Below are 14,284 nucleotides of genomic sequence, written 5' to 3'. Positions count from 1 at the left end.
CAGGCCTGCCGCCAATGCGCTCTACCCCTGAATCCGACGCCCCGACCGTCAACCGCGCCCATGATCGCATGCTGGCGCGCTGGTTCTGGAACGGGTATGCGCGCCGCTGGGTTCCCTGGCTGTTGCTGGGTGCGCTGTGCATGGTGATCGACGGGGCCATGACGGGCGTGCTCAGCGCGTTGCTCAAGCCGATGTTCGACGATGTGCTGGTCGCAGGTCGGGCGGATATGGTGCTCTGGGTGGCCCTGGCGTTCGGCGCGACCTTCGTGGTGCGCGCGATCACCTCGTTCACCTATCGCACAGTCATGGCGTATGTGTCCGAGAAGGTGGTGACCGGCCTGCAATCCAAGCTGACCGGCCATCTGATGACGCTGGATCACGGGTTTCACCACACGCACCCGCCCGGCCATCTGATCGACCGCGTACGCGGCGACACGGCCGAGGTGGCGGCGATCTTTGACAGGCTCATCCCCGGCGTCGCGCGCGATTCAATCTCGATCCTCGCGCTGTTGGCGGTGGCGCTGTGGACCGACTGGCTGTGGACCGTCGCCGCTCTGGTCGGTGTCCCGCTTCTGGTGCTGCCCGCCGCGATCCTGCAACGCGCGGTGCGCACGATGGGCATCCGCGCGCGGGACGCCTCGGCGGCGGCCTCGACCCGGCTGGATGAGATCTTCCACGGTGTCGTCACGATCCAGCGCACCGGGCTGGAAGAGCAGGAAACCACCCGCCTCAGTCAGGTGCTGTCACGTTTCGTCAAGGCGCGCGTGCGCGTCGCTGGCGGTCAGGCGGCCATGGGCTCGATGTCGGATCTGGTGGCCGCTCTGGGCTTTGCGCTGGTGCTGGTGCTGGCCGGCGGCCAGATCGTCGCCGGAGAGCGCACCGTGGGCGAGTTCATGACCTTCTTCTCGGCCATCGCCTTTCTGTTCGATCCGCTGCGCCGACTGGGCGCGCTTGCCGGGACGTGGCAGAGCGTGCTGGCCTCGCTCGAGCGCATCTACCGGCTGCTCGACGAAAAGCCGCGCATCGCCCAACCCGAGGGGCCGCTTGATCCGCTGCCCGCCCCGGGCACCGAAGAGATCCGCTTTGACGATGTCACCTTTGCCTATGACGGCGAACCGGTGCTGCGCGGCCTCAGCTTCACCGCCGAGCCGGGCAAGACCACGGCGCTGGTCGGCCCGTCGGGGGCGGGCAAGACCACGGTCTTCACGCTGGTGACCCGGCTGGCCGATGCGCAGGCCGGGCGCGTCAGCGTCGGCGGTGCAGATGTGACGCGCACCGACCTGCGCAGCCTGCGCGATCTGTTCAGCGTCGTCGCGCAGGACAGCGCCCTCTTTGACGAAACGCTGCGCGACAATGTGCTGATGGGGGCCAGCAATGTCTCTGAAGCGCGCCTCGCCGAGGCCCTCTCGGCCGCGCATGTCGATGAATTCCTGCCCTCGCTCAGCGATGGGCTCGACACCCGGGTCGGACCGCGCGGCTCGGCCCTGTCGGGCGGCCAGCGCCAGCGCGTGACCATCGCGCGCGCGCTGCTGCGCGCCTCCCCGATCCTGCTGCTGGACGAAGCCACATCGGCGCTCGACGCCCGCTCGGAAGCGCTGGTGCAGCAGGCGCTCGACAAGCTCAGCGCCAACCGCACGACGCTGGTCATCGCGCACCGCCTCTCGACCATCCGCCACGCCGACAAGATCGTGGTGATGGAGGCCGGGCGCGTCGTCGAGGAAGGCGATCACGAGACCCTGCTGGCCAAGGGGGGCACCTACGCCCGCCTCTACGCCCTGCAATTCAAGGACTGAGCCCGGCCCTGTAGGCCCCTCATCTGTCCCAAAATATCCACGGGGGATTTTCAAGGGGGGCGCGTGCGTCCCCCTTGAAGCAGGGGGCCCGGGGGCGGCAGCCCCCGCACCAACAGGAAACACGGGGCGGCAGCCCCCCGCACCAACAGGAAACACGGGGCGGCAGCCCCCCGCACCAACAGGAAACACGGGGCGGCAGCCCCCCGCACCAACTGACCTCACCGCGCCGCGCGGCTGGGCCGGGCCTGCAAAACCGCCGGAAAACTGACCCGGAACGCCGCGCCGCCCTGCCCCGGCAGATAGGCGATCTCGCCGCCCAGATTCTGCATGATCTCGCGGCAGATCGCCAGACCCAGCCCGGCGCCGCCGGCCTGATGCGTATCGGTCAGCCGGGCGAATTTCTCGAAGATCAGCATCTGGCTTTTCTTCGGAATACCCGACCCGTTATCGACAAACTCCACCGTGACCCGCCCGCCGCGCTGGCGCGTGGTGATGCGGATTTCGGGCTGGGTGGCATCGCAATACTTGCGGGCATTCGACAGCACATTGATGAACACCTGCGTCAGCCGCCCGATGTCGGTGCGCAGGGCGATGTCCTCGTCAACCGTCTGGCGGCGGATGGTGAACACCCGCTGCGGCTGCACCGAATTCGAGGCCATCAGCGCCCGGTCAAGCAGCACGCTCAGCCGTTCGCTCTGGATATCCAGATTGACCTGCCCGTGTTCCAGCACACTCAGATCCAGCAGATCATCAAGCAACCGCGTCAGGCGGATGCTTTCGTCATGGATGATGCGGGCGTAGCGGGTGATCTCGTCGGGGCTGACCTCGTCATCCATCAGGATTTCCGAAAACGCCCGGATCGAGGTCATCGGCGTGCGCAGCTCGTGGCTGATCTGGCTGAGAAAACTGTCCTTTTGCACCGAGAGCTTCTGCAGCATCTCGTTGGCCTCGCGCAGCTGGCGGGCGGTGCGGGCCAGTTCCTCGGACTTGGCTTCCAGCTGGGCGGAATGCTCCATGATCTGCGCGGTCTCGGACGCCACCGCCATCAGGTCATCCACCGTCACCAGCCGCCCGCCGACGATCTGCGCGATCATCGCGTGGCCCGTCGCCGCCCCGACCGAGCCTGCCAGTTCGCGCTCCAGCCGGTCCAGAAAATCAGGCGTGGGATCGGGCAAAAAGCCGCCCTTGCCCTGCGCGCGCGCCTCGGCCTGAAAGAACCCCTGCGCATCGGCCCCGCCAAGGATCTGCTGCGACATCGCCAGCAGATCCTCGGCCTCGTTCTCGGCGGCCTCGCGCGACCAGCCGCGGGCGCTGGGGCGATCCTCGCCGCGGCTGTAGTCGAAGACATTGACGAACTGCGCCGATTGCACGCGCTCGACCGGGCTGGGAAAGCTCAGCAGCGAGCCTGCGATAAAGGCCACCGCGTTCAGCGCCAGCGACCAGAACAGCGCGTGCAGCAACGGGTCCATCCCCTCGACCCCGAACAGCGCGTGGGGGCGCAGCCAGCCGATGCCCAGCGGCCCCTGCGCCATCAGATCCGCGCTCATCATCACGCCCGGCCCGAAGGACGGCAGGAACAGCGTATAGAGCCAGGCCAGCGCGCCAACGACCAGCCCGGCCACAGCCCCCAGACGGCTGGCACCGCGCCAGTACAACGCCCCCATCAGTGCCGGAAACACCTGCGCCATCCCGGCAAACGAGATCAGGCCGATCGCCGCCAGCGCGCGCGATCCCCCCGAGACGGCGAAATACAGATACCCCAGCCCCAGAATGACCCCGATCGACAGCCGCCGCGCGTTCAGCACCAGCCCGCGCATGTCCCCGGCCTCGGGCACCGGCCAGGGTGCGCGCCTGCGCGTGCTCAGCCACAGCGGTACAACGATGTGGTTGGACACCATCGTCGCCAGCGCCAGCGCCGCGACGATCACCATCGACGTCGCCGCCGAAAACCCGCCCAGAAACGCCAGCATCGCCAGCGCGTCCTGCCCCAGCGCATGCGGCAGGGTCAGCACGAACAGATCCGGGTTCATCCCCGGCGGCAGAAAGGTCAGCCCGGCCACCGCGATGGGCAGCACGAACAGGCTCATCGCCATCAGGTAGAGCGGAAAGGCCCAGCTGGCGACACCGACATGGCTTTCGTCGGCATTCTCGACCACCAGGACCTGAAACATGCGCGGCAGGGTCATCACCGCCACCCCGGCGAGAAAGGTCAGCCCCAGCCAGCGCCCCGGCTGGATTTCCCACTCGGGGCGCTCGGCCTCGCTGATGCGCGCCATGATGTCGGCAGGCCCATCGGCCAGCCCCCAGACCACCCAGATGCCCACGGCCAGCAGGGCGACCAGCTTGACCACCGCCTCGACCGCGATAGCGGTGACGACGCCGTGGTGTTGTTCATTGGCATCCAGATTGCGCGTGCCGAACAGGATGGTGAACAGCGCCAGCCCCACGGCCACCCACAGCGCCAGCTGGCGCGGGGCCAGCGGCTGGTCGGCGGCAAAGGCGCCAAAGGCCAGCGCGATGGATTGCAGCTGCAGCGCGATATAGGGCGTGGTGGCGACCACCGCCAGAATGGTGACGATCACCCCCACCGCGTTCGACTTGCCGTAGCGCGACGAGATCAGGTCGGCGATCGACGTCACCCGCTGCGCCTTGCCGATCCGCACCAGCTTGCGCAACAGCCACCACCAGCCGACGAAAACCAGTGTCGGCCCCAAGTAGATGGTGACGAATTCCAGCCCCGACCGCGCCGCATAGCCCACCGCGCCGTAAAACGTCCACGCCGTGCAATAGACCGACAGCGACAGCGTATAGATCAGCGGCGAACGCAGAAAGCGCGGTTTGCGACCCGAGGCCCGCAGGCTTTCCGCCCGGCGCTCGGCCAGCGAGGCGATGACGAACAGAAAGACAACATACCCCAGCGCCGCCGGGATCAGGATGTTCAGGGTCATGACGCGGTGTCCCCGTCGCCTCCGGCCTCGGCGGCGGGGGGCGTGGTTTCCCGCCGAAGCGCCGCGCGCAGCGGGCGCGAGAGCAACCCGGCGGCAAGGATCAGCCCGATCCACAGCACGAACAGATAGACCGTCTCGCCCGCCGTGCCGATGCCGCCTTCGCTGCTGGACCAGAGCACCGGCAACAGGATCATCACCAGCCCGACCACCGGCAAAATCCGCGCCGCGTCCATCAGGCGACGGCGGCGATAGGTTTCACGTTCCAGAAACAGGGGGGCTCGGGGCGCTTTCATCGGGCGATCATAGCCCGGCAAGCTGGCGCACGGCAGCCAATAACTCGGCATTGGCAAAAGGTTTGGCCATGAACCGCGAGGCACCGGCCTGCAGCGCCGTGTCGCGCACGGCAACCGAGCCTTTGGCGGTCAGCACGATGACCGGCAGATCCTCGGTCTCGGGCCGACTGCGCAGGGCGTGCAGGATATCGAAGCCGCTGACGCCGGGCAGCATGACGTCCAATATCATCACCGACGGGCGCGCGGTTGTGACAAAATCCAAAGCCTCGGCCCCGCTGTCGACCAGCGTTACCGCCCAGCCATCCCGCTTGAGGATATAGCGAATCGCTTCCGAGATGTTCGGCTCATCCTCGACCACCAGCACCGAACGACCGCCGCCAGTGCCCGGGCTGCCGGGGCTCGTCACCGCCGCAGTCCCCGAGGGTGCGGTGCCATCGTGCTCCATGCCGTGGTCCTCCCCCGGTTCTGTCGCCTGCGCCGCCCTCCCCGGACGGCGTCTGGCACAGACTATTGCGTCTTATCACATCTCTGTCAAAGCATGCCTCAGCGTGTCGGATGGCTTACCCTGCAACAATCGACGGCTCGCGCCGCGCCGGGCAGTCCATGCGCGGGCAGACCCGGCAACTGGTGCCGACGCCACGCGGCTCGGCGGAATCCCCCGACGTCGCCGCAACCAAAGCGGGTGTCACCAGCATGCTGGCTTCCCACACATGCGGCGGGTCAAAGCGCAGCGGATCGCGTGCCCCGGCGATGGCATGCGCGACAAAGCGCGCCGGCGGGCGACCGGCGAATTCGACAAGCGCCCGCACCGGGCGGTCGGGCTGACCCAGCGCTTCGTACAGTGGCCAGAGCGGACAGGCGCCGCCAAACCGGGGCAGCTGGAACCCGTCGACCGGGCGCCGGAAGGTCAGCGTTCCCGAGCCATCGCAGACCGCCAGCCCGAACCGCGGAACACCCGGCGCGGACGGCAGCGTGGCGAGACGGCGGAACAACTGCGCCAGACTGACGCCGAACTGGCGCGCCAGAACCTCGGGCGCAAAGACCCCGCCGCCGCCCAGCATCGCCATCAACACCGGCATCAGTTGCGCCAACGGCAGCGCCTGCGCATCAACGCGGGCACGGTCCAGCCAACTGACGGCCAAGGTGCGCGCAGCGGCTGAGGCCAGCTCGGCCTGCCCGCTGGTCAGGGCGTTCCAGTCGGGACTGGCGGGATGTTCGATGGCGGCGACGTGAAAGCCCTGGTGCTCGAGCCAGCTTTCCAGTTCTTCCTGCGGGGCAGCGAGGCCGGTTTCTTCGCCAAAGGTATCCAGAAACGCCACCAAGGCCTCGGCCGCATTGGCCAGCCGGACCGAATCCTGATGGATATTGCGGTGAAACCGGGCGCGCCATTCCGGCTCGAGATCCTCGGATTCGGCCAGGATCGCCGCCGTGGACTGCACCGCCGTCACCGCCGAGACGATCTCGTGCAGCGCCTCGGACAGGTTGGGGTCATGCGCCATGCGGTCCGAAAGCCGCTCGATGGTGCGATCCTGTGTCTCGGTCGCGGTGTGCAACTGCGTGATCAGCGCGGCCCAGCCGGGAAAGCGGCCGGTCAGCTCTTCGGCCCGGTCGATCTCGGGCGCGGTGCCGGTGACAGAGGCGGGGTGCGCGCGGGCAGCGGCGGCGCGCAAGGCCTCGACCTGCGCATCTCCGGCACGCTCATCCAAGGTCTCGGGCGAGATTTGCAGCGCCCCGGCGATGGCCTCGATGATGCGGGGACTGGCACGGCGGCGGTTGTGCTCGATAAGGTTGAGATAGGACGGCGACACACCGGCCATGCGCGCGAGATCGGCCTGGCCGAGCCGCCGAGCCGTGCGCAATGCGCGGATACGCGTGCCTGAGAGCGCCGATTTGGGCATATCGCTTGCCTCCTTCTTCAACCTGTTACACCATGCACCGGCCCGACGCGCGGGAAAAGCGCCCCGACCGACACCGGGGCGAATGGCACTTTTCAGACGCAGGGGCCTGACGTATAACGCCGCGGCAAAGCGCATGACGCGCCAGACACGCAGCCAGACAAGCATCGGGGCCGGGGCGCAAGCCTTCTACCCCAACGAGGATGTCCATGAGCAAAGATCACATCACGGCCGACGTGGCCTTCATTCAGGCACTCGCCGAGCTTCTGAACACCAACGAGCTGACCGAGATTTCGGTCAAGCGCGAATACGGTGAAAACGACACGCTCAACGTGAAAGTCGCCAAGCACGCCCCGGTCCTTCAGGCCGCGCCGGTCTCTTACGCGCCCGCTCCTGCCGCCGCTGCCCCTTCGGCAGCCGCGCCGGCAAGCGCCGCCGCCGCGTCGTCCGATCCGTCCGAGCATCCGGGCGCGGTAGCCTCGCCGATGGTCGGCACGTGCTATCTGGCCGCCGAGCCGGGTGCCGCTGCCTTTGTCAGCGTCGGCCAGCAGGTCAGCGCCGGTGATACGCTGCTGATCATCGAAGCGATGAAAACGATGAACCATATCCCGGCACCGACGTCGGGCACGGTCAAGCGCATCCTCGTTTCCGACGGCACGCCGGTCGAATACGGCGCCCCCCTGATGATCATCGAATAAGGCAGGTCCATGTTCGACAAAATCCTCATCGCGAACCGCGGCGAGATCGCGCTGCGGGTCATCCGGGCCTGTCGCGAGATGGGCATCCAGTCGGTTGCCGTGCATTCGACCGCCGATTCGGACGCCATGCATGTGCGCATGGCCGACGAGGCGATCTGCATCGGCCCAGCCCCGTCGGTTGACAGCTATCTGCACATGGCCGCGATCATCTCGGCCTGTGAAATCTCGGGCGCGCAGGCGATCCATCCGGGCTATGGCTTTCTGTCGGAAAATGCCAGTTTCGTGCAGATGGTCGAAGATCATGACCTGACCTTCATCGGTCCCAGCGCGGCGCACATCCGCATGATGGGCGACAAGATCACCGCCAAGGAAACCGCCAAGGCGCTGGGTATCCCGGTGGTGCCGGGGTCCGAGGGCGGCGTGCCCGATGTGGAAACCGCCAAGAAGGTCGCGGGTGCCATGGGCTATCCGGTGATCATCAAGGCGACCGCCGGTGGTGGCGGACGCGGCATGAAAGTGGCGAAATCCGAGACCGAGCTGGAAGTCGCCTTCCGCACCGCGCGCTCGGAATCCAAGGCCGCCTTCGGCAACGACGAAGTCTATATCGAGAAATACCTGCAAAAGCCGCGCCACATCGAGATTCAGGTGTTCGGCGACGGCAAGGGCAACGCGGTCCATCTGGGCGAACGCGACTGCTCGCTACAGCGCCGCCACCAGAAGGTGCTGGAAGAAGCCCCCGGCCCGTCGATCACGCCCGAACAGCGTGCCGAAATCGGCGCGATCTGCGCCAATGCCATCGGCGCGATGAAATACTCGGGCGCGGGCACCATCGAGTTTCTCTATGAAGACGGCGAGTTCTATTTCATCGAGATGAACACCCGTCTGCAGGTCGAACACCCGGTGACCGAGGCGATCTTTGGCGTCGATCTGGTGCGCGAGCAGATCCGTGTTGCCTCGGGCATGGGCCTGTCGTTCACGCAGGATGAGCTGGTGCTCAACGGCCATGCCATCGAAGTGCGCATCAACGCCGAGAAACTGCCGAACTTCTCTCCCTGCCCCGGTCTGGTGAACACCTTCCACGCGCCCGGCGGGCTGGGCGTGCGGATGGATTCCGCGCTTTACGGCGGCTACCGCATCCCGCCCTATTACGACAGCCTGATCGGCAAGCTGATCGTCCACGGCCGCGACCGGCCCGAGGCGATTGCCCGGCTGAAGCGGGCGCTGGGCGAGCTGATCATCGACGGCATCGACACCACGATCCCGCTGTTCTTTGCGCTGCTTGAGAATGAAGCCGTGGTGACCGGCGAGTACAACATCCACTGGCTGGAGAAGTTTCTGGCCGAAGAACTGGGGTGACCGGGACGCCGGGGGCTGCTCGCCCCCGGACCCCCTCGCCCAAGGGGAGCGCACGCGCCCCCCTTGGGGATCCCCCCGTGGATACTTTCAGACAGAAAATAGGGGCGCGATGCGGTTGACGCCGGAGTTGATCGTCAAGGCCTATGCAGGCGGGGTCTTCCCGATGGCCGAGACCGCCGACGATCCGACCATTCACTGGTTCGAACCGCGTCAGCGCGGCGTGCTGCCGCTGGACGGGTTTCGCGCCTCGCGCAGCTTGCTGCGGTCGCGCCGGCGGGGTGGCTTCCGCTTTTGCTGCGACAGCGATTTCGGCGGCGTCATGCGCGCCTGTGCTGACCGCGACGTCACCTGGATCAACGACGAGATCTTCCGCGTTTTCAACGAGCTGCACATGATGGGACTGGCCCATTCTGTCGAAGTTCGGTGCCCGGACGGTGCGCTGGCCGGCGGTGTCTATGGGCTGGCGGTCGGCGGTGCGTTCTTTGCCGAAAGCATGGTCTCGCGGGTGACGGATGGCTCGAAGCTGGCGCTGGCCGAGCTGGTCGCGCGGTTACGGCGCGGCGGGTTTTGGTTGATGGACACACAATATCTGACGCCGCATCTGGCCAGTCTGGGCGGTATCGAGATCCCCCGCGCGCGGTATCGCCAGCTGCTGGCAGAGGCGCTGATCGCACCGGCACAAGCCGAGACCGCCTTTGCGCCGGTTAACCCTGACAGCGCGGACGGGGCCTTCTGGTCATAGGAACCGGTGGATCGGCAAATGACCGATGGCGAAGGTCAGCGCGCGTTTCCATGCTGTGGTGCCCGGCTCGGTATGCGTGCTCTCCTCGCCGCGCTCCCAGCGGATAAAGCGGCCGTCCATGGACAGACGCCAGGCTTTATCGGGGGTGCAGGCGGCTTCGAACAGGGCGGTCAGATCCTCGATCAACCCCGGGTCGTCAAACAGCATCCCCAGTTCGGTGTTCAGAAACGCCGAACGCAGATCGAAATTGAACGAGCCGACAAAGGCCCTCTCGCCATCGACGATAAAGGTCTTGGCGTGCACCATCGTGTCGGGCGCGCCGGGGGTTGCGGCCTCGACCAGCTTGATCCCGGCGGCCAGCAGGCGGGGGCGATACCAGCGATAGGCGCCGTAGACCAATACGCTGTCGGTGCGGCGCAAGCCGTTGGTGATGATCTCGATCTGCACGCCGGATTTCTGCAGATCGACCAGCGCCTTGAGCCCCGGCCCGCCGGGCACGAAATACGGCGTCATGATGCGCAGCTCGCGCTTGGCCGATTGCAGAAGCGGCATCAGTTCACTGGCCATCCAGCCATTGCGGCGGGTGCCCAGCGTCTTTTCGGGCGGATCGCCAATGAACGACAGCCCGTCCGTCCAGCGCAGGGTCTCGACGTTCAGCACCTCTTCGGCCTGGTCGGCGAGCGGCAGGTCAAGCTTTTCGATCCGCTCCTGGCTGGGTTTTTTCGCCAGTATCCGGTTCAGGTTGCGGCGAAAGCGTTTGAGCCGGGTGGATTTGCCCAGCCAGAGCCGACGCACCGGCAGCGAGAGGCCGGAGTTCCAGAAGCGGTCATAGAGCGCGCCCATGTCGCGCAGAACGGCCCCCGACAGCAGCATGTCGAGGTCGTCGTAATCGGTGTCCCAGCCCCGTTGCAGACCGAAATAGGCATCGCCCACATTGCGCCCACCCGAGATCGCAAGCCGTTGATCCGAAAGCCACATCTTGTTGTGCATGCGTCGGTTGTAGGGCATCAGGTTGAACAGGATTTCCAGCCCGCGCAGCACGCCCCGGTCGCGGTTGCGGATCGGGTTGAAGAGACGGACCTCGATGCGCGGATGGCGATCGAGCGCGCGGTAGGTCGGGTCACGGTTCAGCGTGTTGACGTCATCAAACAGCATCCGTACCCGCACGCCGCGATCCGCTGCGTCCAGCACCGCCTGCGCCAGCAGGCGGCCGCTCAGGTCATCCTCCCAGATGTAATACATCAGATCGAGGCTGCGCTCGGCGCTGTGCGCCAGCGCCAGCCGCAGGGTCAGCGCGTCCTTGTCGACGGGCACCAGTCGCGCGCCCGTCAGCCCCGGATGCGCGCGCTCCAGCGGTTCCATCAGTGCATCGAGCCGGGTGTCCGACCCGGCGGGCAGCACATGCGTGGCCTTGCCGCGCTTGCGCTTGGCAAAGCGCCCGGTGGCCCAGAGCGTCAGCAACGCCCCCGCACCGGCCACCAGCAGCGCGATCACAACCCAGGATTGCCAGTGCATTATGTGCCCAATCGGATGCGCGCCCGGATGGGCAGGTGGTCAGAGGCCATACGCGACAGCGCCGAGGTATGCGGGGACAGATCCACCACCTCGGCCCGCGTACAGCCGATGATGCGGTCCAGTGCCAGCATCGGACGGGCCGAGGGAAAACTGGCCACGGTCGAGGCGCGGGCGACAGCGTCCAGCCCGGTTTTCAACGGCATCAGCGAGCAGCCCGCGCCGCGCCGCCATTCGTTCAGATCGCCCATCATCAGCGTGGGGCGGTCGGGGCTGATCTCATCGGCCAGCCGGCGCGCCTGCAACAGGCGCGAGCCCTTGAGCAGACCCAGATGCGCCGCGATGATGCGGATCGGCTGCCCGGCAAAGGTCAGATCCGCCACAATGGCCCCGCGCGGCTCCATTCCCGGCAGATCGATGGTGCGCACGTCCTCAAGCTCGGCATCCTTGAACAGGATCAGATTGCCGTGCCAGCCATGCGCCAACGCGCTTTTGCGCAGGCTCAGGCGGACGGGTTGCAGCCCGGTCTGGGCGTAAAGCTCGTCCAGATCCAGAATCCCGCGACGGTCGCCAAAGCGCTTGTCGACCTCTTGCAAGGCGATCAGGTCAGGCGCCATTTCGCGGATCACAGAGATCACGCGATGCGGATCGAGGCGGCGATCGGTGCCCACGGCCTTGTGGATGTTGTAGGAGCCGACAATCAGCTCTGGACGGTGCGGCATGGGACGTTCTTTTTGGGACTTAGGCGAGTATAGGGCGCAACCCCGCCGCGGCAATGGCTGCGCGGCCGAAAGGCTCACACACGGCAGTGAGGGGCTGCGGGCTACGCGAGGCAGCGTTCGGCAAAGGCGCGGATTTCAGCCAGGACGACGCCGGGCTGGCTGTACAGCAAAAGCTGTCCCTCACCGTCGATCTCGTGCAGGTGCACGCGGCCGTGTTGCTGCGCGAAGTGCCGCACGCTTTTCAACCGAACCACGGGATCAGCATCGCCGTGGATCAGCGCGACCGGACAATCGGACGCGGCAACCAGCGCCGACCAGTCCCGCGTCACATGCCAGGCGTCGATCTGAAACGCCTTTTGCCCCTGCGCTACCGTGAAGCGATAGCCCTCGAGCAAGGCTTCGGCGATGCCCTCGCGCTCGACGACCTCGCGGTCGCGGGTGCCCTTGGGATAGAGCGGCGTCATGAAATTCTGGGCGTTATCGCTGTCGATCTGGGCGATACCGGCCCGCAGCACGGCGGGCAACAACGCGGGTGCAAAGCGGGCGGTATAGGCGACCGCGCGCTGGCGCGGGGTCATCTGGGCGAATTGTTCGATGGTGACGATGGGGACACAGCCCGCCACACAGACCACGCCAGCCACCTGCTGAGCCAGCCGCGCAGCGGCGCCGTACGCATAGATCGCACCCGCCATATGGCCGATCACCACCACCCGCGACAAGCCCAGCACGCCAAGCGCCAGACCCAGATCGCGGGCAAAATGATCCGGGGCTTCGCGGATGCGCGACGCGGGGTAAGAGATGCCGAAATTGGGCCGCATCGGCGCGTAGAGTCGCAGACCCGCAGCCTGCAGCGCCGGGCCGAGGCGGTGCAGCGCCGCCAGCCCTTCGAGCATGCCGTGAACGAACACCACCGGCAGCCCGTCTTCTGGCCCCAGCACAGCGACCGGCATGATCCGTCCGTCGCCCAGATCCACCGCGACTTCGGTCCCATCCCCCGCAGCGGCCTTGGCCCGGCTGTCTTCGGCACCGTGCAGCACCATCGCGGCGATCAGGCGCATCAGTTCGGACTGCGCATTGGTGCGGGTCTTGGCAAAGACCGATTTCAGCTGCGCGCGCAAGGTGTTGAGCGAGCGCCCGATGCGCAGCGCCACAGCCGGCAGATCGCCGCCACGGGTGAGTTCGCGCACCAGTTCTGTTTCGCGCGGGGTCAGGTGGAAGGTCTCGACCAGCACGCTGGCCAGCGGCGCGCTCCAGCCGATGCTCATGGCCCGCAGTTCGACAACGAAATCCTGACCCGCCGGATCGCGCGTCGTCACCACCGAGACCAGCCCCCCGCCCGGCAAACTGCCCGCGTCGGTCGCGGGCTGCTCGGACAGCGACAGCACCGCGAAGCGCCCCGATGCGGGAGCCCGGTCAAAGGCCGCCAGCAGCGTGGTCAGGCGCGCGGCGCTGTCAGGTTCGAGTGCCGCACGGATCGTGGCCAACGAGAGTGTGTCGCCAAACAGCTGCGCCGCGTCCTCTTGCGCCGACAACACCACGCCGCCACGCCCAAGCCGGACCAAAGGCGCGCGGTGGCCGCCCAGGGACTCGTTGGGTTCGCCCCGCCCCATCCGTTCGAACAGCGCGAAGGCGCGGCGGAAATGCGCCTCGATCACCGGGTCTTGCAACTGGCGGGCCGAAGGGCCGTCGGTGACATGCAACTCGCCCAGCCTGCGCGCCAGTTTGTCGACGAAATCGGACCAGTCGGTCATGAAGCTGTCGTAATGCTCGGGCGAGAGCACGACGTCATAGATGCTGCCGATCAACCGGGCCCGTTCGGCGTCGAGGGCCGCGTCCTCGTTCTGATCTCTCACAGGCTATCCCCCGCGATTTGCAACATTTCTTGCGCGAACGGGGTCAGGTTGCCTCATTTTGCCCAGTTTGGCGAGGGATTTAGCCCGAATGGGTGAAGCCAAGCGCGCCGAATCCGATCACATTAAGAGGATCTTCATCACGTATAAATTTTAACTATCCCTTTTTTGTTGGTCTGTCTGACGACGGGCGGCGTCCCGGTTATCCGCACGCGCCCCCTGCGGGCGCTCTGCGCCAGAGGACGCGATCATGGCGGCGCGTTGTGCAAGGCGCATGATCCGGGCGCTGACAAGCGCTTCTGACCGCGCAGCGTCCCGAGACATTGCTCAGGACGGCAGGGCAAAACCGCCTTAACGCCTTGATTTTCTCGCAAGTATTCGCCCACCGAAACCCAACTCGGACCCCAGGGTTTTACTCTGGGGACGGGGCTGTTAAACTCAGGGTTCAACCGGAGAAACCGCGCCAAAGGCGCCT

The 14,284-nt window shown here is 66.6% G+C and carries 11 protein-coding genes; 4 read left to right on the top strand and 7 right to left on the bottom strand.

Features of this window, described 5'->3' with window-relative positions:
- Positions 1-14 precede the first annotated feature (14 nt).
- Positions 15-1,793 (top strand): ABC transporter ATP-binding protein, encoded by a 1,779-nt coding sequence (locus OKW52_RS12210; protein ID WP_264505948.1) that lies wholly within the window; start codon positions 15-17, stop codon positions 1,791-1,793.
- Between the two features lie 218 nt (positions 1,794-2,011).
- Here OKW52_RS12210 and OKW52_RS12205 read toward each other — a convergent pair whose 3' ends face one another.
- The 4 genes from OKW52_RS12205 to OKW52_RS12190 all read right to left on the bottom strand — a co-directional run bounded on the left by OKW52_RS12205 (position 2,012) and on the right by OKW52_RS12190 (position 6,932).
- Positions 2,012-4,741 (bottom strand): ATP-binding protein, encoded by a 2,730-nt coding sequence (locus OKW52_RS12205; RefSeq protein WP_264505947.1) that lies wholly within the window; start codon positions 4,739-4,741, stop codon positions 2,012-2,014.
- The gene (locus OKW52_RS12200) at positions 4,738-5,034 is read right to left on the bottom strand and encodes a hypothetical protein (RefSeq protein WP_264505946.1); all 297 of its coding nucleotides are present in this window, start codon (positions 5,032-5,034) and stop codon (positions 4,738-4,740) included. The genes OKW52_RS12205 and OKW52_RS12200 overlap by 4 nt, the downstream gene beginning before the upstream one ends.
- Positions 5,035-5,041: 7 nt before the next feature.
- Entirely contained in the window at positions 5,042-5,479 is a 438-nt protein-coding gene (locus tag OKW52_RS12195; protein ID WP_264505945.1) for a response regulator transcription factor, read from the bottom strand.
- Between the two features lie 115 nt (positions 5,480-5,594).
- Positions 5,595-6,932, bottom strand: a complete 1,338-nt coding sequence (locus tag OKW52_RS12190) for a helix-turn-helix transcriptional regulator (RefSeq protein ID WP_264505944.1) — start codon at positions 6,930-6,932, stop codon at positions 5,595-5,597.
- 206 nt (positions 6,933-7,138) lie between these two features.
- On the opposite strand from OKW52_RS12190, the gene accB reads away from it, so the two are divergent.
- The 3 genes from accB to aat all read left to right on the top strand — a co-directional run bounded on the left by accB (position 7,139) and on the right by aat (position 9,725).
- Positions 7,139-7,627: an acetyl-CoA carboxylase biotin carboxyl carrier protein gene (gene accB / locus OKW52_RS12185; protein WP_264505943.1), complete on the top strand. Its 489-nt coding sequence runs from the start codon at positions 7,139-7,141 to the stop codon at positions 7,625-7,627.
- A 9-nt stretch (positions 7,628-7,636) separates the two neighbouring features.
- Positions 7,637-8,983 (top strand): acetyl-CoA carboxylase biotin carboxylase subunit, encoded by a 1,347-nt coding sequence (accC, locus tag OKW52_RS12180; protein ID WP_264505942.1) that lies wholly within the window; start codon positions 7,637-7,639, stop codon positions 8,981-8,983.
- Positions 8,984-9,092: 109 nt separating this feature from the next.
- Entirely contained in the window at positions 9,093-9,725 is a 633-nt protein-coding gene (aat, locus tag OKW52_RS12175) for a leucyl/phenylalanyl-tRNA--protein transferase (RefSeq protein ID WP_264505941.1), read from the top strand.
- On the opposite strand, the gene OKW52_RS12170 is transcribed toward aat, so the two are convergent.
- The 3 genes from OKW52_RS12170 to OKW52_RS12160 form a co-directional block, all read right to left on the bottom strand.
- On the bottom strand, positions 9,720-11,240 hold the full coding sequence (locus tag OKW52_RS12170) for a phospholipase D-like domain-containing protein (protein WP_264505940.1): 1,521 nt from the start codon (positions 11,238-11,240) through the stop codon (positions 9,720-9,722). The two genes, aat and OKW52_RS12170, sit on opposite strands and share 6 nt — an antisense overlap.
- Positions 11,240-11,959: an endonuclease/exonuclease/phosphatase family protein gene (locus tag OKW52_RS12165; protein WP_264505939.1), complete on the bottom strand. Its 720-nt coding sequence runs from the start codon at positions 11,957-11,959 to the stop codon at positions 11,240-11,242. The genes OKW52_RS12170 and OKW52_RS12165 overlap by 1 nt, the downstream gene beginning before the upstream one ends.
- A gap of 101 nt (positions 11,960-12,060) precedes the next feature.
- The gene (locus tag OKW52_RS12160; RefSeq protein ID WP_264505938.1) at positions 12,061-13,812 is read right to left on the bottom strand and encodes an alpha/beta fold hydrolase; all 1,752 of its coding nucleotides are present in this window, start codon (positions 13,810-13,812) and stop codon (positions 12,061-12,063) included.
- Between the last annotated feature and the right edge of the window lie 472 nt (positions 13,813-14,284).

It is taken from the genome of Pararhodobacter zhoushanensis (assembly GCF_025949695.1).
Classification (GTDB): Bacteria; Pseudomonadota; Alphaproteobacteria; order Rhodobacterales; family Rhodobacteraceae; genus Pararhodobacter; species Pararhodobacter zhoushanensis_A.
This window is presented reverse-complemented; position numbering and strand designations above follow the sequence as displayed.